This window comes from Chryseobacterium sp. IHB B 17019, assembly GCF_001456155.1.
In the GTDB taxonomy this organism is placed as follows: Bacteria; Bacteroidota; Bacteroidia; order Flavobacteriales; family Weeksellaceae; genus Chryseobacterium.
The window spans coordinates 1,481,465-1,500,110 of record NZ_CP013293.1; the positions used below are offsets into that span (position 1 = coordinate 1,481,465).

The following is an 18,646-nucleotide window of genomic DNA, read 5'->3' on the forward strand; positions in this document are numbered from 1 at the left end:
TTTTAAAATATAATTAAGCACTGCTTTTGCGGTGCTTTTTTGTTTTTAAATACAAATCACACAAATATTTTTCACAAATGGACACAGAGATCCCGGAATAACAAACTCTATATTAAAAATGAATTATAAATTTTTCCTCAAATGTTCCAAAGCATCAATAATTAAATCATCATTTTTAGCAAAACTAAAACGAACATAATCAGAATCCTGCTTCGAATTATAAAAAGCAGAAAGCGGAAGACAGGCCACTTTTTTCTCAACAGTCAGCCATTTTGAAAATTCTACATCAGTCATGGTCTTTGAGACATTCCTGAAATTGACAATCTGAAAAACCGCGCCCTCAGCTTTTTGTTCGACAATTAATGGTGTTTCTTTAATTAATTCATTAAAAATATCTCGCTTTTTCTGCATTAAAACCTGATTTTTTGAAGGCTCAAAAACTTCAAGATATTTTGCCAAAGCATACTGACAGGGCGAATTTGCACTATAAGAAATATATTGCTGGTGACATCTGAACTTTGCAGTAAGCTCTTCTGATGCTAATAAATAACCAACTTTCCAGCCGGTTGTATGAAACATTTTCCCGAAAGAAAAAATGCAAAACGTCCTTTTTTTAAGTTCTGAATGGAGAAACGAGCTGTAATGTTCAACACTGTCATAACAATAAGTGTCGTAAATTTCTTCCGAAATCAGATAGATTTCCTGGTCTTTTATTATTTCATATAAATGGTTCCAATCCTCTTTTGACCAGATTTTTCCTGTAGGATTTTGTGGGGAATTGACAATAATCGCTTTTGTTTTTTTTGAAATGCAATTTTGCAGTTTTTCCCAATTTACAGTGAAATCATTATCAAGATCATAATAGACAGGAACCCCGCCGTTTAGGAAAATTGATGGTCCATAAGTATAGTAAGAAGGCTGAATTACGATCACTTCATCTCCCTGATTCAAAATACATTTGAGGGAAGTATATAAAGCAAAGGTTGCACAGGGAACAATGGTTACTTCGTTTTTTGGAATGTTAATGTAGTTTTTTCTTTGAAGATTAAATTTAATCACATTCTCTATCAATAAAGGATTTCCCGCAAGTGGCTCATATTGATGGTTATTAAGATCAGCAGCTTCTTTCAAATACTGTTTCAGACGGACATCAATATCAAAATCCGGCAAGCCGAGAGACAGGTCAAAACTTTTGTGTTTTGAAGCCAACTCAGACATGTCCGTGAAAAATGAGTAATGATTGAATCCGTAAATATTGTTCATCCTTTTTGCATTTAATTCAAATATAAGAAAAATAGCAATCCATTAAACATTAAATAAATTTTGTTATTTTTAAGCAAATTATTTTATAATGAAAAGACTATTTATTCCAATATTTTCAATCGTAATGCTGGTGAGCTGTGGAACGGCAAAAACTCCTGCTGACGCCGCTACCGATCAATCTTCAAATGTAAAAGGTGATAAAGCGTTTCTTACTGCATATAAGGAAATTAAAGCTGATGACTTAAAGAAAAACTTATATGTAATTGCTTCCGATGAGATGGGAGGGAGAGATACTGGAAGTCCCGGACAGAAAAAAGCTGGGGAATATATGGTTAACTATTATAAAAGCCTGGGAATTTCCTATCCTAAAGCTTTAGGATCTTATTATCAGAAAGTTCCGGCGGATTATATGAAGCAGCGAGGTGGAAGCAACCTTCCTGATTCTGAAAATATTCTCGCTTTTATTGAAGGAAGTGAAAAACCGGAAGAAATTATTGTTATTTCAGGGCATTATGATCATGTCGGGACACAAAAAGGTGTTGTTTACAACGGTGCAGATGACGATGGGAGCGGAACGGTTGCCGTAATGGAAATTGCAAAAGCATTCCAGAGTGCTAAGAAAGCAGGAAAAGGCCCGAAAAGATCAATTTTATTTCTTCATGTGACAGGTGAGGAGCACGGCTTATTCGGTTCTGAATATTATACTGATAATCCGGTATTTCCGTTGGCAAATACGGTTGCAGACCTGAATATTGATATGATTGGCCGCGATGATCCACAAAACAGAGGAAAACAATATGTTTATGTGATTGGTTCTGAGATGTTAAGCTCACAATTAAAAGTAATCAATGAAGCAGCCAATAAAAAAACAAATAATCTTGAATTGAACTACAGTTATGACGATCCGAATGATCCTCAAAGATTGTATTACAGATCAGACCACTACAATTTTGCAAAAAATAATGTTCCGGTAGCATTTTTCTTCGACGGAATTCACGAAGATTATCACAAACCGACAGATGATGTTGAAAAAATTGACTATAAGCTGCTTGAAAAAAGAACCCAGCTTGTGTTTGCAACTGCCTGGGAATTAGCAAATATGCCAACGAGAATTGTCGTTGATAAAAAATAATAATATAATTAATAAAGGATAAAAGGCAAATTGGCGAAATAAGCGGTTTGCCTTTTTATTTTAAAATACTTTTAAAAATGATCCGTGAAGCCCGATTAGAAGATATTCCGCAGATACAAATCGTAAGGAATTCCGTGAAAGAAAACACACTGTCTGACCCAAATCTGGTGACAGACAAAGACTGTGAAGAATTTTTATTTGAAAGAGGAAAAGGCTGGGTGTATGAAGCTGATGGACAGATTGTGGGGTTTTCGATTGTTGATATGAAGGAGAATAATATTTGGGCTTTGTTCGTACATCCTGATTTCGAGAATAATGGGATTGGAAGAAAACTTCACAATATAATGCTTGATTGGTATTTTGAACGGACAAGACAAGAGGTCTGGCTCGGAACTTCTCCTCGTACAAGAGCCGAAAGTTTTTACCGGAAGACCGGCTGGAAAGAAATCGGACTACACGGAAAAAGTGAAATAAAATTTGAAATGACTTACAATAACTGGAAAAATAAGTAATCATGAAACAAAATTTACAATCAATTCGTCCATTCATCGGAGCTGAAAATTTCGAAGTAAGCCGTAATTTTTATAAGGACTTAGGTTTTGAAGAAATTATTCTAGAGCCCAAATTATCTTTATTTAAAAAGCAGAAAACAGGTTTCTACCTCCAGGATGCTTACGTAAAAGACTGGATTGATAACACCATGATTTTCATTGAGGTAGAAAATGTAGATGAATTCTGGCAGGAACTTATAGGCTTAAATCTTACAGAAAAATATGACCGGGTAAAACTTATACCAATCAGGACAATGGCTTGGGGAAAAGAATGTTTTGTTCACGATCCTTCCGGAATCTTGTGGCATTTTGGTGAGTTTTTTGATAAATAATTACAGCAGATATTGTAATTCAGAATTATAGCACTATTAAAAAATTGGACCAGCTCACAGACAATAAATGATTGATAAGATTTAATTGGATTAATAAATTCCATAAAAGGTGATAAATGTCATTAGAATATTATTTTTATTAATTCTAAATAAATATAAATTTGTCACATTAAAAAACACATCTTATCATATCCATATCAATTTTGTTTTTTATAACCGGCATCTATGTCGGTTTTTTCTTTATTTATGAATTCGGTTTATGTTAATTAAAATATTTATTTAATCCTGATCCTGATTGTTGTTTTTACTTTCTTTAATAAATACCGAAAGCTTACGGTTCAGTTAAATAAATAAAGGAAGCTTTTCAGTTCCCTTTTTTATATAGATTTTTTACATTCCCGGCCAATACAGCACATTGAATTTATGACCATCCGGATCAGAGAATCCAAAAGTATATCCTTCGCCAATTTCATAAGGATCGGCGAAAATTTTTCCACCTGCTTTGATGATAATGGCCATCCATTGGTCAACCTCGTCTTTACTCTCGGCTGAGAAGCTGAAGATAACTTCATTTCCGGTCTGAAGATTAGAAAATTCCGTTTTGGTATTGGTTTCGAGAACATCTTTCAGGAAAAAGTTAATGATAAAATTATTTTCTCCGAAAGAAAAGCTCGTCAGTTCATCAGATTTCATAGAATTGTTGGATGTAAAACCTAATGCGATATAAAATTTCGTTGTCACATCAAGATCTTTTACTGCAAGATTTGCCCAGATTTGTTTCGTTTTCATATTGAATATTTTATGGTGAATATAATTAATTAATCCTTAATGATTTAAAGAATGAAATTTTCAGACCAATTCATTTTGACTACATCAATATCCGTTTTGGCAACTTTAATCTTTTTTGAAGTGCAGACCTTTGTCATGTAATTTTTAAACAATAAAAAAATGAAAACAATTTTCATAACAGGCGCCTCTACAGGACTTGGAAAAGCAACAGCAAAATTATTTCAGAACAAAGGATGGAACGTCATTGCAACGATGAGAAACCCGGAAGCAGAAACAGAATTAACACAAATGGATAACGTTACTTTACTTCCATTAGATGTTACAAATCTGGAACAGATCAAATCAGCAACAAAAAAAGCATTGGAAATCAGTGATGTTGATGTAGTATTCAACAACGCGGGTTACGGATTGATTGGGCCGTTGGAATCCTTAACTGATGACCAGGTGGTGAGACAGATCACAACAAATTTATTAGGAGTTATCCGTGTGACACAGGCTTTTATTCCTTATTTCAGAGAAAAAAAACAGGGAATGTTTATTTCAACAACTTCAATTGGCGGATTATTAACCTTCCCGATCAGCTCAATTTATCATGCAACAAAATGGGCATTGGAAGGATGGAGCGAAAGTTTGGCTTTTGAATTAAATACTTTAGGCATCAATATTAAAACCGTTGCTCCGGGCGGAATTAAAACAGATTTTATCAGCCGTTCTTTGGACACGGGAAATCAGCCTGAATATGAAAGTCTTGTCAATACCATGTTCTCGAATACGGAAGCCATGATGGAGCATGCAACAGCTCCGGGACGTATCGCGGAAGTAGTGTACGAAGCTGCAACAGACGGTAAAAAGCAATTGACATACATTGCAGGAGAAGATGCCAAAGCATTATATGCACAGCGATTGGAAATGGGTGTGGAAGCTTTTAGAGAGCAGTTTGGGAAGCAGTTTATTAATTGAGCTTGAGCTTGAGGGCTAGAGTGTTTTAGGGTTTATTTTTCCAAGCAACACTAAAACACTCAAACACTCAAACCTTCCAATACAAAAACTCTAAAACTTAATTTTGTACCTTTAAATCATGGAAAAAAAAGACAATTCTCTTTTAAAATTTTCTTCAATTTCTGAGCTTCACCAGGTTTTGGGTGTTCAGAAACCGCTTCATCCGCTGATCAGTTTGGTGGACAATACGAAAATGAGTGTTGATAAATACTATCTTGACAGAAGTTTTACATTAGGCTTTTACAAAGTTTCCTATAAATTTTCTGAAAACGGCAAAATGGGTTATGGGCAGGGATATTATGATTTTAATGAAGGTGGAATGATGTTTACGGCACCCAATCAGGTTTTATTTACTGATAGCGATGCTGAATATCAAGGATATACATTGTTTATTCATCCAGACTTCCTGCGAAATTATCCTTTAGCGAAAAATATCAAGAAATACGGTTTCTTTTCTTATGATACGAATGAAGCATTGCATTTATCAGAAAAAGAAAAAACTTTAATTACAGGATTAATGAATAATATTAATGATGAACTGAATACATCAATTGATGAAATAAGTCAGGATGTTATTATTTCATACCTGGAAGTTTTATTGAACTACAGCAACCGTTTTTACAAAAGGCAATTCATTACCCGAAAAGTGGTAAATCATGATCTGCTTACCAAAATGGAGGATCTTCTGGAAAACTACTTCAATACCCAAAATACCTTAACAAAAGGGCTTCCAACAGTAGAATTTTTGGCTTCCGAACTGAATTTGTCACCTCATTATCTTAGTGATATGCTTAGAAATCTTACGGGCCAGAATGCGCAGCAGCATATTCATGAAAAACTGATCGAAAAAGCTAAAGAATATCTCACCACAACGAATTTTTCCGTGTCAGAAGTGGCTTATCAGCTCGGTTTTGAGCATTCACAGTCTTTCAATAAATTATTTAAAAAGAAGATGAATGTGACACCGTTGGGATATAAGCAATCTTTTAATTAAATATAATTTTTATTTTTGTGTTCTAAAACAAATGAATGAAAAAAATATTATTAACAAGCTTAACAATTCTTTCAACTTTTAGTTTTGCTCAAAAACTTTATACAAAAATTGACAATTCTAAAGTAAATCAAGAAAGACTTCAGATCGCAGAAAAATTTATCAATCAATATTTAGACAAATGTAGAAATAAGGATTATACTGAATTTAAGGATTTTATTATTTCTAAAAGAATAGAAAAAGAAGTAAATGAAGGAATGGAAAAAGCATGTTCAAATACTGAAAAAGTGAAAATTTCAAAATTTAATTCTGCTTATATTCTAAATAGTACTAAAAATGATGATCCTGTTGAGCTATTTATTTTCGATATTAATAATGAAAAAGATCAGACTTTAAAATATTTAAGTGCTTGGGTTTATCACGATAAAAATGTTATTGGCGGTCTTTGGATATCAAAAGAGAAACCTATTAATAAAAAAAATAAAAAAACAGGTTCATAATTTTAAAATATTATATTTTGTAACCTCACCAAGAATCGAACTTGGATCTAAAGTTTAGGAAACTTCTATTCTATCCATTGAACTATGAGGCCTATTGCTGTAAATTTATAAACTTATCTGTAAAAAATCAATAGGATAGTAAAAAGAGATGAAAGAATCCGCTCTTTAGGAACGGATTCAGTAGATAAATACATCTCATTTTTTTAATTAGACAACAATAAAAAAGCACAGCCGACAATGCTGTGCTTAAATTTTTATAAATTTAATTGCGATTTCAAAGCTGAAAAAAGCAAAATATGTTTCCACTTCAGTTTTATTTCATAGTAAATGTAGGAATAATTTTCTTTATAAACAATGAACTAAATGTTAAAATTCACATGTTATCCACATTTTTTTGTGGATAAGTGCCCCAAAAAGCTTTCTGTTGTTTTAATTAAGAAAAATATTAACTTTAAACCATTAAAATCTCTTTATAAATATTACCTATAAAACTCAGGACAAAATCTTCTAGCCTGAGAACTAAGGCCTGATTTTTCCGGGCCAAAATTATCTATTATCTTAAATCAAAAAGGCTTATTTGCTAATTGCTAATTGGCCAATAACTATAAAGAGACAGTTATGAAAACAAATACTATTGCCGTAATCGGCGGAACAGGAAAATCAGGAAAATATCTTGTTCAGAATCTTTTACATAAAAACTATTCAATCAAATTACTACTAAGAAATCCTGAGAATTTCACCATTAAAAATCCTTTAGTTGAAATCGTAAAAGGCGATGCAAGAGATTATGAATCAATCAATAATCTAATTAAAAATTGCAGCGTTGTAATAAGTACGCTTGGCCAGCCGAAAGACGAAAAATCAATTTTCAGTGATGCTGCGGAAAACATTATCAGAGCAATGAATTTTAATGGGATTAAAAGATATATTGCAACAACCGGCTTGAGTGTAAATTCACCTTTTGACAGTAAAAATGAAAAAATGAAAATGGCAACCGACTGGATGTATCAAAATTACCCCGAAACCACAGAAGACAAGCAAAAAGAATACGAACTTCTCGCTGATAGTAACCTGGATTGGACTTTGGTAAGGCTTCCGCTAATCAATCTGACTTCGGAAAGTTTCAAAACCGAAACAAGCTTAGAAGACTGCAAAGGAGGAAATATCAGTGCAACAGATCTTGCAGAATTTTTGGTTTCTCAAATTGATGATAAAACTTTTGTTCGGCAGAGTCCGTTTTTGTATAATATCCTTTAAATACCAATTCCAGTAACTTTTTCCATAAATTCCACTTTTTTAAATGTGTGAATATTTGTGAAAGTATTTGTGATATTAGTCTTTAAACAAACAAAAAAGAGAGTCAAACCGACTCTCTTCTTATTTTTAATTTTCCAGCTTTTCTTTTATATACTTTGCTGTATGGGATTTTTTATTTTTTGTGAGATCTTCCGGTGTTCCGGCAAAAACAACCTCGCCACCGTGTTTTCCAGCTTCCGGGCCAATGTCTATGATGTAATCTGCACATTTGATAATATCCGGCTGATGCTCAATAACAATCACGGAATGCCCCAGATCAATCAAAGCCTGCAAAGATTTCAGCAATTTTTGAATATCATGGAAATGCAAACCTGTCGACGGCTCATCAAAAACGAATAACGTTTTATCTGTCGTTACACCTTTTACCAGGAATGAAGCCAGTTTTACACGCTGTGCCTCACCGCCGGAAAGGGTAGAAGAGCTTTGCCCCAGCTGCAGATATCCAAGACCTACATCCTGTAATGGCTTTAATTTCGTTACAATTTTATCTTCATTATTATCTTTGAAAAACTCAAGCGATTCATCAACAGTCATGTGAAGAATATCGGAAATATTTTTCTCGTCGTATCTTACATCCAGAATTTCGTTTTTAAAACGGGTTCCTTTGCAAACCTCGCATTCAAGCTCGATATCCGCCATAAACTGCATGGAAACATTGATCACACCTTCACCCTTACATTCATCGCATCTTCCGCCATCCACATTGAAGGAAAAATGTTTCGGTTTGTAGCCCATCATTTTTGCCACCTTTTGTTTCGCAAAAAGATCACGAATATCATCGTAAGCTTTCAGATAGGTCACGGGATTGGATCTTGAAGATTTTCCGATCGGGTTTTGGTCAATAAGCTCAATATGCTTAATCAGCTTTTTCGGAAACTCTACAGAATCATAATCTCCTTTTTTTCCGCCCATTCCTAATTGAATCTGAATATCGTTCGTAAGGATTTCCTTCATTAAAGTAGATTTTCCACTTCCAGAAACACCGGAAATCACCACCAGACTTTCCAGAGGAACATCAACGTCGATATTTTTAAGGTTATTTTGTCGGGCTCCTTTTATATTGATCCATTCCTTTGCTTTTCTGCGTTTTTCCGGAACTTTGATTTCTAGTCTTCCGGTCAGGTATTTTGACGTTAAAGTATCTGCACTTTTCAAGTCCTTATAAACACCTGCAAAAACCAGTTCGCCACCGAGATATCCTGCTTCCGGACCAATATCAATAATATAATCCGCGGCTTTCATCACATCTTCATCATGTTCTACAACAATTACTGTGTTACCCAGGTCACGAAGGTTTTTCAATACTTCAATTAAATTTTCAGTATCTCTTGAATGCAACCCGATTGACGGTTCGTCTAAAATATAAATAGACCCCACCAGGGAACTTCCCAAGCTCGTTGCAAGATTAATCCTCTGACTTTCACCACCGGAAAGGGTATTTGAAGTCCTGTTTATTGTTAAATATCCCAGACCTACCTTTAATAAAAATTCAAGGCGGGTTGTGATTTCATATAATAATCTTTTTGCAACTTCCTGATCGTGTTCGGAAAGTTTTAAGCTGTTAATTAATGGAAAAAGCTCGTCCAAAGGAAGCTCAATCATCGACTGGATATTGTGTCCGTCAATTTTTACCCAGCTCGTTTCCTCTCGTAATCTAAGTCCTTCACAGGTCGGGCAAAGCGTCTTTCCGCGATAACGGGAAAGCATTACACGATACTGAATTTTGTATAAATTTTCCTCAAGCATCTTGAAGAAATTATTGATCGATGGAAATGTACTTTTGCCGTCACCCTTCCAAAGATAGTTTTTCTGTTCTTTTGTTAATTGATGATAAGGCTTATGAATAGGGAAGTCTTTCGCTTTTTTAATAAAATCTTTTTTCCATTCGCTCATGCTTTCGCCTCTCCAGGAAACGACTGCGTCTTCAAAAATGGATAGTGTTTTGTTGGGAACCACAAGATCTTCGTCGATCCCGATAACTTTTCCGTAACCTTCACAAGTCGGACAAGCGCCATAAGGATTATTAAAACTGAAAAAATGTACATTGGGTTCAAGAAATTCTATCCCGTCCAACTCAAACTTATTGGAAAATTCTCTTATTTTTCCGGTATCAGCATTCTTTAATGAACAATATCCGCGTCCTTCATAAAACGCCATCTGAATAGAATCTGCCAGACGCTGCAAAAAGCTTTCATCTTCTTCGTAGGAAAAACGGTCGATTACCAGATTGATTTCCATATCTTTTTCGGGAGTGAACCCAAAACTTTCCAGATCCTCAATTCCTGCTACATTTCCGTTGATTTCCAGTCTTGTGAAACCAGCCAGCTTTAAGACATTCAAATTTTCACCAAAATTTGCGATATCATATTCCAATGGGGCGGTCAGTAAAAATGAAGTATCTTTTTTGGAAGCTTTAATGAAGTCTATCACATCAGAAACCGAATCTTTTTTTACTTCTTCACCCGAAGCCGGAGAAAATGTCTTCCCGATTCTTGCGAAAAGAAGTTTCATGTAATCATAAATTTCCGTTGAAGTTCCCACTGTTGATCGCGGATTCGAGGAAATTACCTTTTGTTGGATTGCAATTGAAGGCGCCAAGCCTTTAATATCATCAACTTTAGGTTTTTCTAATTTTCCCAAAAACTGACGGGCGTAAGAGCTTAAACTCTCTACATATCTTCTCTGTCCTTCCGCATAAATTGTGTCGAAAGCCAGGGAAGATTTTCCGCTTCCGGAAACTCCTGTGATGACAATTAATTTATTTTTCGGGATGAGTACATCTATGTGTTTCAGATTGTTAAGGTGTGCATTCTTAACGAAAATCTGCTTTTTTATATCTATATCTGTTGTATGAGCCATAGTAAAATTAAGACTAACAAAATTACGAATTTTTAGCGGATTTTTTTGATTTAATTATACTCAAATTGAATGAATGTTTTTCACTTAATATTTCGATTTGATATCAACTTTATAGCTTAAAACCTCGACAAATATTAGACTTATTATTGTGATAAAATATATTTACAAATATATTATTCATTGCATATAATTGATACTCAATGTTAAATTTTAAGATTTTTATGTTTTTTTAAGTTCAGACTATTGTTTTGTATTTTAAAATTATTTAAAATTGTATTCATAAATATGTAATATAGAAATGAGAAAACTAATCAGAGATCTAGTTACACATTTAATGAGAAAAAGATAACGAAATTACTTCCCAGAAGATGCAGTCCCCAACTGCATCTTTTTTTATGACAACTATCATTTGTGTGTCTTCCCGAACTCCATTACTTTTGGGCTTGCGAAACTAATTGAGAATATTCTGATTATGATAAGAAAAATAGGAAGTATTTTTTTCCTCGGAGCATTGTTTTTTGTTCAGGCACAGGAAAGATCAACTGATATTGAAACCATTGAAATTCAGGGAAAACTGATTTCCATACCTTATAAAATTGCCAACCAGAATATTATGGTCATCACACGGGAAGAAATTCAAAATTCGCCGGCAAAAAGTATTGATGAAATCCTCCAGCAGATTCCGGGAATGGATATCAGAAGAAGGGGAGCCAATGGCGTACAGAGCGATCTTGGTTTCCGGGGAAGTTCGTTTGAGCAGGTACTTCTTTTGTTGAACGGAATCAGAATGAATGATTCTCAGACCGGCCACAATTCCATGAATTTACCTATTGATCTGGAAGATGTGGAAAGGATAGAAGTGATAAAAGGTCCCGGAGCAAGGAGGTTTGGGCAAAATGCTTTTGCGGGAGTCATTAACATTATCACCAAAACCCATATTGGGAAAAGAGTGAAAATAAGTGCGGAAGGAGGAGACTACGAAAGCTATGGTTTCGGTATGAATGCTCAATTGGGGAATGAAAAGTTTTCAAATTCCCTTCAGGCAAATACCAATTCCTCACAGGGCTATATGCACAATACCGATTATGAAATCAGGAATATTTTTTATCAGAGTAAATTAAATATAAAAAACGGCGACCTTAGATTGCAGGCTGGTTTTTCAGAGAAAAAATTCGGGGCAAACGGGTTTTATTCTTCACCGAAAGCTACAGAGCAATATGAGGAAACGCAGGCTTCTGTGGTTAGTCTGGCGCATCAGCAGACCTTCGGAAAACTAAAGTTTCATTCTAATATCTATTGGAGAAGAGGCCAGGATATGTATCTTTTTAACAGGGAAAAACCTGAAATTTATCGCAATATGCACATCGGGAATAATGTAGGCGGCGAGGTTAATTCCAGCTATGAATGGGGATTGGGAACAACGGGAGTTGGTGTTGAGCTGAGAAAGGAGTTTTTAGCGAGTAATAATTTGGGCGACAGAAACCGTTTTGTTTCGCAAGTTTTCTTTGAGCATCATTTTTCATTCTTTGACAAAAAATTGAATATCAGTCCGGGCTTTTCATGGGCAAATTATTCCAAGGAAGGAAATTTTTTCTATCCGGGATTAGATGTTGGATATAGTTTTAATCAAAGTAATAAAATTTACGGAAATATTTCAAAGGTTTCGAGGGTTCCTACTTTTACAGACCTTTACTATGTAAGTAAAACAGAAGTAGGCAATGTCAATTTATTGCCTGAGAATGCCGTATCGGCAGAAGTTGGCTATCAGTTTCAGAATAAAAATTTGTTGGCTAAAATCAGTGGTTTTATGAGGAATTCCAGCAATTCGATCGACTGGATAAAAAACACTTTAGATGATCCTATCTGGTACGCTCAAAATGTGGGGAATATCAATACTAAAGGAATAGAAATAGAGTTGAATCAAAGGGTTTTAAGCTGGCTTAAATATACGGCAGGATATACTTATCTTGATAATGAGTTTAAGGCTTCTGATGAGTTTGTTTCCCGATATGTTCTGGAAAACCTGAAGCATCAGTTTATAGCGAAACTAGAAACAAAATTCCTCAAAAATTTCACCAATGAAATTATTTATCGTTATAATGAAAGAGAAAATCTTGGCAGTTATAATCTTTTAGATGAAAAAATAAGTTTCGTTAAAAATGACTTTTCAGTGTATGTTTTAATCAATAATTTAACAAATACTTCATATACAGAAACTTTTGGGGTACAAATGCCGAAAAGATGGTTCCACGTGGGCTTTTCATATACTATTAATATTAATTAAATGTTAATAAATAATGAACTAAAGTTAATATTACGAAATTGTTAATTAATTTACATTTGCAAAAATTTTTTAGATGAAACTTTTCTTAAGTCTTAGTTTACTTTTAAGCCTTACTTTATTAAAAGCTCAGGAACATATTTCCAGTTTTAATGCATTAACTCTTACGTATAAGTTTCATCCAAAATTTTTCCTGTATGCAGAAGGCCAGCTTCGTGGAAATGAAGAATATACTTACCCGGATTATTATGAAATAAAAGGGGGAGTGGGATATTATCTTACTAAAAATCATAAGCCCTTTGTAGGTCTCGGAAGATATGTAACTTACAAAAACCATAGCCTGAACCGTGAAGAGTTCCGTGTTTGGCTTCAGGATGTCATTGATTTAAAGAAAGGTATTGTAAAATTTGAAAACCGTCTGCGTGCGGAAAAGAGCTGGTTTTACGAGCCCAAAACAGACAAGTCTTCACAAAGAATGCGTTACCGTTACCGTCTGAATATCAGTGTTCCCCTAAACGCTAAAGAAGTGAAAAAAGGAACCGTTTTCGCTAACGTTTATGACGAAATTTTCCTTGTAAGCCCGATGAAACCTACTTTCGCCAGAAACAGGGTATATGGCGGATTCGGTTATCAGATCGACGACCATTTCGGAATTGCATCGGGATATCTTTGGCAAAGGGAGTTCGATGCATCAGGAAACAAAAATCTTCATTTCGTTTATCTTGCTTTAAATATCAATATCGACGGTACAAATCATCCGGTGAGAACGTATGATTACCCGGGTGCGGATTAATATTTTTCTATCAGATAATGATAGGCCTTTAAATATTTGTTGAATCTTTTGATGTCTTTTTGAGTAAGCTCACGATTAACCCTTCTCAGATCCATATTATCACGAAGATCATTCAGTTTTACGGCTACAGCAAGCGGAGAACGTTCGGTTCTTTTCACAAAATCGTCGTAATCTTCATCAGGATCAAATTTTGTCAGACAGCTGATTGCAAAGATGATATATTCCGGGAAACCTTCGCTTCTCAGGTAATCGAGACTAAACTCGAGAGGATGATCTTCAACAACATCATGCAAAACCCCAACGATTTTTTCGTCCATCGTTTTACCGTATTCCATTACCCTCATTACGTGGGCGATGTAGGGAGCGTGATATTTGTCGGTTTGTCCTTTGTGAGCCTTGTCGGCAATTTTTATAGCCCTATGGAGTAGTTCTTCTTTTGTCATTATAAATAAAGTAGATTACAAAAATAATAAATGCCCCAAAATATTGAGACATTTAACAAAATTTATTTACAGAAATTAATTCTGCTTAAAAAATATTGTAAAGAAGATTTCAACAATTAGTTGATTTCCAAATGATCGGATTCAGCTCTTTGTTCCTGTGGCACACCATTTAAAATTTTAAATGGTGAATAATCTTTTTTAGATCCTCCCAATGTGGAATTTTTAGACCAAAATTCCTGATCATTACCTTTAAGCTTCTGATCTTTTTTGGATTCGTAATATTTTCGAAGCTTAGCAGTATCAATTTGTCTGGGTTATTGCTGTTGTATTTTAAATTAAAAATAAGAAAAATTTAAATACAAAAAAACGTCCCAAAAATTGAGACGTTTAAAAATCAAATTTATTATAAGACTAATAATTTCCTTTTCCAATATAATGAGCAGCCACTTTTTCAGTCAATGCCACTACATTAGGATTGTTTGTATATTTCGTGAATCTTCTCAATCCGGAAAGCATCATTCTCTGTTCGTCACCTTCTGCGAAAGAAATAATTCCTTCTTTTGCAGCAACAATGATCTTCTCAACAGCTTTGTAAAGATTCAACTGAGCCATTGCAGCTTCCACAGAATCAGGAGAGAAGTGTTTTTCTGCTCTTAAAATCGCAGATTCTGCCATATAGATCTGGTTAAGAATTTCAGAAGCATTTAATAGTAAATGTTGTTGTTTCTCAATATCCATCATATATTTTTGAAGTGCAGCTCCGGAAACCATTAAGAAAACTTTCTTAAGATTAGCAATAATTGCTTTTTCTTCGCTCATAAAAGCCGAATAATCAGGAACTTCAAATGACGGAATTCCCATTAATTCTTTACTGATCGCCATTGCCGGAGAAAGTAAATCCAGTTCGCCTTTCATTGCTTTCTTGATCAACATACCAACTGCTAAAAGTCGGTTGATTTCGTTGGTTCCTTCATAGATTCTTCCAATTCTGGCATCTCTCCACGCAGATTCCATTGGAGTATCTTCTGAGAAGCCCATTCCACCGTAAATCTGAATTCCCTCATCAGCCGTTACCTGAGTAAGATCTGACACGAAAACCTTAAGGATAGAAGCTTCTACCGCGAATTCCTCAACACCTTTTAATTCAGCTTGCTGGTGATCCATTCCGCCTGCAACTAATTCTGCAATTTTATCTTCAACATTTTTTGCTAAACGGTAAGAACCCGCCTCGCTCACAAAAACACCAGTTGACATTTCTGCGATTTTCTTTCTAATTGCTCCAAACGTTGAGATAGAAACTCCAAACTGTTTTCTTTCATTTGAATATTGAATAGAGTGGTTCAAGATTCTTCTCTGTCCATCAAGATTTGCTGCAGCTAACTTAATTCTACCAACATTTAAAGCATTTAAAGCTATTTTGAAACCATTGTTTCTTTCGCCCAACATATTTTCAACAGGAATTTTCATATCATTGAAGAAAACCTGACGGGTAGAGGACGAACGGATACCTAATTTGTGCTCTTCCTCACCGAATGTTAAGCTGTTTGGGTCTTCTAATTCTGAACGGTTAATTACAAAACCTGTGATATTTTTATCATCATCAATTTTCGCAAAAAGCGTAAAAGTATCTGCAAAACCTGCATTTGAAATCCACATTTTTTGTCCGTTGATGATGTAATGTTTTCCGTCCTCAGACAATTTTGCTCTTGTTTTCCCTGAATTGGCATCTGAACCAGCATCAGGTTCTGTCAGACAATAGGCTCCGAATTTTGTTCCTGTAGCCAAATCCGGAAGATATTTCTTTTTCAATTCTTCACTTCCGTAAAGAAGAGTAGGCAATGTCCCGATTCCGGTATGTGCTCCGTAAGCTGTTGCTAATGAACCATTTCCTCCTGAAACGTAATCACAAGCCAACATAGTGCTTACGAATCCCATTCCAAGACCACCATATTCTTCAGGAACGGTGATTCCAAGAAGTCCCATTTCGCCTAATTTGCGCATTGTTTCTTCTGTCAGGGCATAATCTTTTTTCTCAAAACGATCATGTTGCGGAACAACTTCTCTGTCAATAAATTCTTTCGCAGAATCACGAAGCATTTTTTGCTCTTCTGAAAGTTCTTCCAAAGAGAAAATTTCGTTAGCTGGAATTTCTTTTATTAAAAACTCACCTCCTTTTAATGTTTTATTAAGTGTAGTCATTATATTATGATTTTAAATTTTAGATTATAAATTTTAAATTAGATCTCAGTTATAAATTTTCAGATGAAGTTTTAATGATTTTAGTCAAAATATTAATTATGCTTTCTATTTCATTTAAATAAGAATCAATTTCAATTTGAACTAAATTTGAAGATTGATAAAGCTTCAACCAATATTTCGTTTCTCTGGCTTCTTTATTTGCAATAGATAGTTTTGAGATAAAATCTTTTTTAGATTGAGCTGCGATTGCTTCTTCCACATTTGCTCCAATTGAAGTTCCGCAACGAAGAATTTGTTTTGATAGAATAAATTCATTTTGAGATTTACACTGAGTATAAAATTTAATTATCCTTAAAGCAAATTCAAATGTCTTTGTCTGAATCAAATTATCTTCCTTGAAGTTTTTCATCTAAAATTTATAATTTAAAATCTATAATTTTTTTAAAGAAGTTCAAAGATTGAAGCAGCTCCTTGCCCTGTTCCTACACACATTGAAACCATTCCGTATTTGTTTCCGCGTTTTCTCATTTCGTCAAGAAGCTGAACAGTTAATTTTGTTCCGGTGCATCCAAGTGGGTGACCCAAAGCGATAGCACCTCCATTAACATTCAAAATGTCAGGATTTAATCCTAATTCTTTTTTGATGGCAACAGATTGTGATGCGAATGCTTCGTTTAATTCGATTAATTCAATATCTTTTAATTCTAAACCTGCTTGTTTCAAAGCCTTTGGAATTGCATAAATCGGTCCCATTCCCATGATTCTTGGTTCAAGACCGGCTGCTGCATAGGCTACTAATCTTGCTTCTGGTTCAAGACCTAATTCTTTTACCATTTCTTCGCTCATTACCATTACAAAAGCAGCTCCGTCACTCATCTGAGAAGAGTTTCCTGCTGTTACACTTCCTCCATTGGCGAAAACTGGTCTTAATTTAGCTAAACCTTGCAAAGAAGTATCTGCTCTCGGACCTTCATCCACTGAAAAATCAAACTTTTTGGTCTGCATTTTCTGATTTTCATCTAAGAAATTATATTCAACGGGAATCGGAACGATCTGATTAGCAAATTTACCTTCCTGATTAGCTTTTAAGGCTTTCATATGAGATTCAAAAGCAAACTGATCCTGTTCTTCTCTTGTGATATTATACTGTTTTGCAACTTCTTCAGCAGTGTAACCCATTCCCCAATAATAATCAGGATTTGTTTTTGCGATTTCCGTTTCCGGAACCGGTTTGTAACCACCCATCGGAATGTAAGACATTGATTCTGTACCTCCTGCAATAATACAATCAGCCATTCCGGCCTGAATTTTTGCAGAAGCAATCGCAATTGCCTCACTTCCTGATGCACAATATCTGTTCACGGTAACACCGGGAACTTTGTCAGTATTCAATCCCATTAAAGAGATCAAACGAGCAACGTTTAAGCCTTGTTCCGCTTCCGGCATTGCATTTCCAACGATAAGGTCATCGATTCTGTTTTTGTCTAATTGCGGAAGTTCAGCCATTAGTTTTTCAATAACTGTAGCCGCCATTACATCAGGTCTCGTGAATCTTAAACTTCCTTTTGGAGCTTTTCCAACGGCAGTTCTGAAGCCCTTTACTATATATGCTGTTTTCATATTTTTTATTGATTAATTTATTTTTTTGAGAGTTTTTTGCCTCGTAGAGGTAAACTGTTCATAGCTTGTTTGTTTTGCTTTGTTCGCGGAGCTCCGTAGGAGCGACCTGTTAATTTTCAATCCATTCGAATAAATATTTTGAATCATATTCGATTTCAAATTTTTCCATTAAATCCAAATATTCTTCTTTAAATGTTTTCTTTTTGTGATGTTCTTCTTGGTTTAAAATATACTTTACAACCAGATCAACACTACTTTTGGAATAAGAGAATGCACCATAACCTTCCTGCCAGTTGAATTTTCCATTTGTCCATCCTTTTTCATTAATGAACTTTGAAGAACCCGCTTTAATATCCCTTACCAAATCTGAAATTGAAACTGTCGGACTCATACTTACAAGAATATGAACATGATCCGGCATTGCAAAAACAGCGAATAATTTTTGATTTCTATGGGAAACAATACCTGCAATAAATTTATGTAATTCCTCTCTGCTTTCTTTTGAAATAAGGTTTTGCCTTCCTTTGACAGCGAAAACAATTTGAATATAAATTTGTGTGTATGTGTTTGCCATAAA

General features: G+C 34.7%; 17 protein-coding genes and 1 tRNA gene. 9 read left to right on the plus strand and 9 right to left on the minus strand.

The genetic code is table 11. From position 1 onward, the window contains the following. Positions 1 to 123 precede the first annotated feature (123 nt). Positions 124 to 1,263 carry an aminotransferase class I/II-fold pyridoxal phosphate-dependent enzyme gene (locus ATE47_RS06705; protein WP_062161238.1) on the minus strand — a complete coding sequence of 380 codons (1,140 nt, stop codon included), beginning with the start codon at positions 1,261 to 1,263 and terminating at the stop codon, positions 124 to 126. Between the two features lie 88 nt (positions 1,264 to 1,351). Between ATE47_RS06705 and ATE47_RS06710 the strand changes: the two genes are divergently transcribed. The 3 genes from ATE47_RS06710 to ATE47_RS06720 all read left to right on the plus strand — a co-directional run bounded on the left by ATE47_RS06710 (position 1,352) and on the right by ATE47_RS06720 (position 3,278). Next, on the plus strand, positions 1,352 to 2,395 hold the full coding sequence (locus ATE47_RS06710) for a M28 family metallopeptidase (RefSeq protein ID WP_062161239.1): 1,044 nt from the start codon (positions 1,352 to 1,354) through the stop codon (positions 2,393 to 2,395). 77 nt (positions 2,396 to 2,472) lie between these two features. Beyond that, positions 2,473 to 2,907 carry a GNAT family N-acetyltransferase gene (locus ATE47_RS06715; protein ID WP_062161240.1) on the plus strand — a complete coding sequence of 145 codons (435 nt, stop codon included), beginning with the start codon at positions 2,473 to 2,475 and terminating at the stop codon, positions 2,905 to 2,907. 2 nt (positions 2,908 to 2,909) lie between these two features. Then, positions 2,910 to 3,278 carry a glyoxalase gene (locus ATE47_RS06720; protein ID WP_062161241.1) on the plus strand — a complete coding sequence of 123 codons (369 nt, stop codon included), beginning with the start codon at positions 2,910 to 2,912 and terminating at the stop codon, positions 3,276 to 3,278. Between the two features lie 390 nt (positions 3,279 to 3,668). Here the strand turns inward: ATE47_RS06720 and ATE47_RS06725 are convergent, their stop codons facing one another. Then, positions 3,669 to 4,067, minus strand: a complete 399-nt coding sequence (locus tag ATE47_RS06725) for a VOC family protein (RefSeq protein ID WP_062161242.1) — start codon at positions 4,065 to 4,067, stop codon at positions 3,669 to 3,671. Positions 4,068 to 4,226: 159 nt separating this feature from the next. Here ATE47_RS06725 and ATE47_RS06730 point away from each other — a divergent pair, with 159 nt between their 5' ends. The 3 genes from ATE47_RS06730 to ATE47_RS06740 all read left to right on the plus strand — a co-directional run bounded on the left by ATE47_RS06730 (position 4,227) and on the right by ATE47_RS06740 (position 6,557). Continuing rightward, entirely contained in the window at positions 4,227 to 5,027 is an 801-nt protein-coding gene (locus tag ATE47_RS06730) for an SDR family oxidoreductase (protein ID WP_062161243.1), read from the plus strand. A gap of 118 nt (positions 5,028 to 5,145) precedes the next feature. Then, positions 5,146 to 6,060, plus strand: a complete 915-nt coding sequence (locus tag ATE47_RS06735) for a helix-turn-helix domain-containing protein (RefSeq protein WP_062161244.1) — start codon at positions 5,146 to 5,148, stop codon at positions 6,058 to 6,060. Between the two features lie 35 nt (positions 6,061 to 6,095). Further along, positions 6,096 to 6,557, plus strand: coding sequence for a hypothetical protein (locus ATE47_RS06740; RefSeq protein ID WP_062161245.1), 462 nt, complete (start codon positions 6,096 to 6,098; stop codon positions 6,555 to 6,557). 20 nt (positions 6,558 to 6,577) lie between these two features. Here ATE47_RS06740 and ATE47_RS06745 read toward each other — a convergent pair. Beyond that, a tRNA-Arg gene (locus ATE47_RS06745) sits at positions 6,578 to 6,649 on the minus strand. 526 nt (positions 6,650 to 7,175) lie between these two features. Between ATE47_RS06745 and ATE47_RS06750 the strand changes: the two genes are divergently transcribed. After that, on the plus strand, positions 7,176 to 7,814 hold the full coding sequence (locus ATE47_RS06750; RefSeq protein WP_062163474.1) for an NAD(P)-dependent oxidoreductase: 639 nt from the start codon (positions 7,176 to 7,178) through the stop codon (positions 7,812 to 7,814). 126 nt (positions 7,815 to 7,940) lie between these two features. Here ATE47_RS06750 and uvrA read toward each other — a convergent pair whose 3' ends face one another. Then, positions 7,941 to 10,733: an excinuclease ABC subunit UvrA gene (uvrA, locus tag ATE47_RS06755; protein WP_062161246.1), complete on the minus strand. Its 2,793-nt coding sequence runs from the start codon at positions 10,731 to 10,733 to the stop codon at positions 7,941 to 7,943. Positions 10,734 to 11,205: 472 nt separating this feature from the next. Here uvrA and ATE47_RS06760 point away from each other — a divergent pair, with 472 nt between their 5' ends. Further along, positions 11,206 to 13,017, plus strand: a complete 1,812-nt coding sequence (locus tag ATE47_RS06760) for a TonB-dependent receptor (RefSeq protein WP_062161247.1) — start codon at positions 11,206 to 11,208, stop codon at positions 13,015 to 13,017. A 73-nt stretch (positions 13,018 to 13,090) separates the two neighbouring features. After that, the gene (locus ATE47_RS06765; RefSeq protein ID WP_062161248.1) at positions 13,091 to 13,807 is read left to right on the plus strand and encodes a DUF2490 domain-containing protein; all 717 of its coding nucleotides are present in this window, start codon (positions 13,091 to 13,093) and stop codon (positions 13,805 to 13,807) included. On the opposite strand, the gene ATE47_RS06770 is transcribed toward ATE47_RS06765, so the two are convergent. The 5 genes from ATE47_RS06770 to tnpA form a co-directional block, all read right to left on the minus strand. Then, the gene (locus ATE47_RS06770) at positions 13,804 to 14,250 is read right to left on the minus strand and encodes a phosphohydrolase (protein ID WP_062161249.1); all 447 of its coding nucleotides are present in this window, start codon (positions 14,248 to 14,250) and stop codon (positions 13,804 to 13,806) included. The genes ATE47_RS06765 and ATE47_RS06770 overlap by 4 nt on opposite strands. A 411-nt stretch (positions 14,251 to 14,661) precedes the next feature. Further along, positions 14,662 to 16,449, minus strand: a complete 1,788-nt coding sequence (locus ATE47_RS06775; protein ID WP_062161250.1) for an acyl-CoA dehydrogenase family protein — start codon at positions 16,447 to 16,449, stop codon at positions 14,662 to 14,664. A gap of 49 nt (positions 16,450 to 16,498) precedes the next feature. Next, a complete protein-coding gene (locus tag ATE47_RS06780; RefSeq protein ID WP_062161251.1) occupies positions 16,499 to 16,858 on the minus strand; it encodes a four helix bundle protein in 360 nt (119 codons plus the stop codon). Positions 16,859 to 16,890: 32 nt separating this feature from the next. Next, positions 16,891 to 18,069 (minus strand): acetyl-CoA C-acyltransferase, encoded by a 1,179-nt coding sequence (locus ATE47_RS06785; protein ID WP_062161252.1) that lies wholly within the window; start codon positions 18,067 to 18,069, stop codon positions 16,891 to 16,893. Positions 18,070 to 18,178: 109 nt separating this feature from the next. Then, positions 18,179 to 18,643, minus strand: a complete 465-nt coding sequence (gene tnpA / locus ATE47_RS06790; protein WP_062161253.1) for an IS200/IS605 family transposase — start codon at positions 18,641 to 18,643, stop codon at positions 18,179 to 18,181. Positions 18,644 to 18,646: the final 3 nt, after the last annotated feature.

Bases quoted from the DNA above. Each gene is read 5' to 3' on its own strand.
- ATE47_RS06705 (WP_062161238.1), bottom strand. From the start codon at position 1,263: ATGAACAATATTTACGGATTCAATCATTACTCATTTTTCACGGACATG.
- ATE47_RS06710 (WP_062161239.1), top strand. From the start codon at position 1,352: ATGAAAAGACTATTTATTCCAATATTTTCAATCGTAATGCTGGTGAGC.
- ATE47_RS06715 (WP_062161240.1), top strand. From the start codon at position 2,473: ATGATCCGTGAAGCCCGATTAGAAGATATTCCGCAGATACAAATCGTA.
- ATE47_RS06720 (WP_062161241.1), top strand. From the start codon at position 2,910: ATGAAACAAAATTTACAATCAATTCGTCCATTCATCGGAGCTGAAAAT.
- ATE47_RS06725 (WP_062161242.1), bottom strand. From the start codon at position 4,067: ATGAAAACGAAACAAATCTGGGCAAATCTTGCAGTAAAAGATCTTGAT.
- ATE47_RS06730 (WP_062161243.1), top strand. From the start codon at position 4,227: ATGAAAACAATTTTCATAACAGGCGCCTCTACAGGACTTGGAAAAGCA.
- ATE47_RS06735 (WP_062161244.1), top strand. From the start codon at position 5,146: ATGGAAAAAAAAGACAATTCTCTTTTAAAATTTTCTTCAATTTCTGAG.
- ATE47_RS06740 (WP_062161245.1), top strand. From the start codon at position 6,096: ATGAAAAAAATATTATTAACAAGCTTAACAATTCTTTCAACTTTTAGT.
- ATE47_RS06750 (WP_062163474.1), top strand. From the start codon at position 7,176: ATGAAAACAAATACTATTGCCGTAATCGGCGGAACAGGAAAATCAGGA.
- uvrA (WP_062161246.1), bottom strand. From the start codon at position 10,733: ATGGCTCATACAACAGATATAGATATAAAAAAGCAGATTTTCGTTAAG.
- ATE47_RS06760 (WP_062161247.1), top strand. From the start codon at position 11,206: ATGATAAGAAAAATAGGAAGTATTTTTTTCCTCGGAGCATTGTTTTTT.
- ATE47_RS06765 (WP_062161248.1), top strand. From the start codon at position 13,091: ATGAAACTTTTCTTAAGTCTTAGTTTACTTTTAAGCCTTACTTTATTA.
- ATE47_RS06770 (WP_062161249.1), bottom strand. From the start codon at position 14,250: ATGACAAAAGAAGAACTACTCCATAGGGCTATAAAAATTGCCGACAAG.
- ATE47_RS06775 (WP_062161250.1), bottom strand. From the start codon at position 16,449: ATGACTACACTTAATAAAACATTAAAAGGAGGTGAGTTTTTAATAAAA.
- ATE47_RS06780 (WP_062161251.1), bottom strand. From the start codon at position 16,858: ATGAAAAACTTCAAGGAAGATAATTTGATTCAGACAAAGACATTTGAA.
- ATE47_RS06785 (WP_062161252.1), bottom strand. From the start codon at position 18,069: ATGAAAACAGCATATATAGTAAAGGGCTTCAGAACTGCCGTTGGAAAA.
- tnpA (WP_062161253.1), bottom strand. From the start codon at position 18,643: ATGGCAAACACATACACACAAATTTATATTCAAATTGTTTTCGCTGTC.